The sequence below is a fragment of the Streptomyces acidicola genome (assembly GCF_009377235.1).
GTDB classification, from domain to species: Bacteria; Actinomycetota; Actinomycetes; order Streptomycetales; family Streptomycetaceae; genus Streptomyces; species Streptomyces acidicola.
The window spans coordinates 1-1,931 of sequence record NZ_VMNX01000490.1; the positions used below are offsets into that span (position 1 = coordinate 1).

1 protein-coding gene is annotated in these 1,931 nt (G+C 70.5%); it reads left to right on the forward strand.

Translation table 11 applies throughout. The annotated features are described in order from the left end of the window. Positions 1 to 2 precede the first annotated feature (2 nt). A complete protein-coding gene (locus FPZ41_RS46270) occupies positions 3 to 1,673 on the forward strand; it encodes a transposase (protein WP_228023466.1) in 1,671 nt (556 codons plus the stop codon). Positions 1,674 to 1,931 lie beyond the last annotated feature (258 nt).

Here is a 1,931-nt window from a genome sequence, read left to right on the forward strand (position 1 = left end):
GGCTGCGGGAGGTGGCGGCGCCGTTCGTCGCCCTGGGGCCGTCCGGTCTGGCGGTCCGTGACCGGCTCAAGCACCTGACGGCCGGGGACGAGAAGGTACTTCGCCTCGTCGGTGACCATCTGGGCACGCTCGCCTCCCGGGACCTGAAGGCGCGCTGCGCGGCCGGGCTGGACCACGACACCGACGAGTGGGCCGAGCGCAAGCGGGCCCTGACCGAGGAGTCCTCCTCGCGGTGGGCGGGCAGCATCACGAAGGCCACTCACGATCAGTGGGCGTTGGCCCGGCGCGGTCAGCTCGCGCACATCCAGAGCCTGGAAGCGGGTGTGCGCACGATCGCGCACCGGCTGTCGCTGCCGGTCGGGGAGAAGGGCGGCAAGCGGGCGCCGGGTGGCTACCGCACCCGGCGGGAGTGGTTCGCCAAGACCCGGCGTCTGCATGTGCTGGCTGACCGGCTGGAGGCGGCGCGGGCCGATCGTGAGGTCGGCGTCGTGCACGTGGTGCGGGGCGGTAAGCGGCTGCTGAACACCCGCCACCACCTCGACGCCGCGCAGCTCACCGAGGAACAGTGGCGCACGCGGTGGCAGGCCGGGCGCCGGTTCCTTCAGGCCGACGGCGAGTCCGGGAAGCGGTTCGGCAACGAGACCATCCGCGTCACCCCCGACGGCGAGGTCTCCCTCAAACTCCCGGCCCCTTTGGCTCATCTGGCGAACGCCCCGCACGGCCGGTACCTGCTCGCCGCGCGGGTGGTGTTCGCGCACCGGGGCGAGCAGTGGCGCGACCGCGTGACCGCGAACCGGGCCGTCGCCTACCGCATCCACGAAGACGTGCTGCGCGGGCGCTGGTACCTCACCGCATCGTGGACGATCCCCCCGGTCAAGACCGTTCCCCTGACTGCGGCCCGCACGAACGGCCTGGTCGGTGTCGACATGAACGCCGACCATTTGGCCGCCTGGCGCCTGGACACACACGGCAACCCGGTCGGTGAACCCCTGCGGTTCTTCTACGACCTGTCCGGCACCACCCAGCACCGCGACGCGCAGATCCGGCACGCCCTGATCCGCCTGCTGCACTGGGCCAAACGCCACCACCTCGCGATCGCGGTCGAAGACCTCGACTTTGAGGCGGAGAAGACCCGCGAGAAGCACGGCCGCCGCACACGCTTCCGCAAGCTCATCTCCGGCATGCCCGTGTCCAGGCTCCGGGCCCGCCTCGTGAGCATGTCGGCCGAACTCGGCATCACCATCGTCGCCGTCGACCCGGCCTACACCAGCCGCTGGGGCGCCCAACACTGGCAGAAACCCCTCACCAGCAAGAACTGCATCACCACCCGCCACGACGCTGCCGCCGTGGCGATCGGAAGGCGCGCCCTGGGGCACCCGATCCGGCGACGGACGGCACCGCCCCCACACGACCGGAGTGATCGTGTGGGGCATCGGACCGTCCAGGCCGAACCGGTGGCTCCGGGGCGTGAGGGATCCCGCCCCCGCATTCCCGGACCACGGACACGATCCGTGCGCGCCGGATGCGGAGCGAACGCGGGGGACCAGGACGCCCAACACCGTTCGGGGCGTCCGGCTGAGCGCGAGTTCTGGCAACAGGACTCACAGTCCCGCTCAGTCTTTAGGAACGGTACGTCACCTGGATCACGGGCGGCCGGAGACCTTCATCCGTAGTCCGTCCGCGGGACCTCCATCGAGCATCGCAGTCTCCCAACCCGTCACGTCAGTGGTCTTCTTCATGGCAACAGTTCAAACAATCGAGGGCCGTCACTGTGTCCGGCAGTCCGGGGCGATTCGACCGACCGGGGGCTTCATTGGCCCTCTGTATGGCGTCGGTGTCGAATGCCGCGCGCGTGTCCCGTTCGGGCTGTGTTCTTCGCCAGGGATATGCGCCCGGGTGCGGCCGTGCCGGTCCCAGGGGAGGGCGGGAGA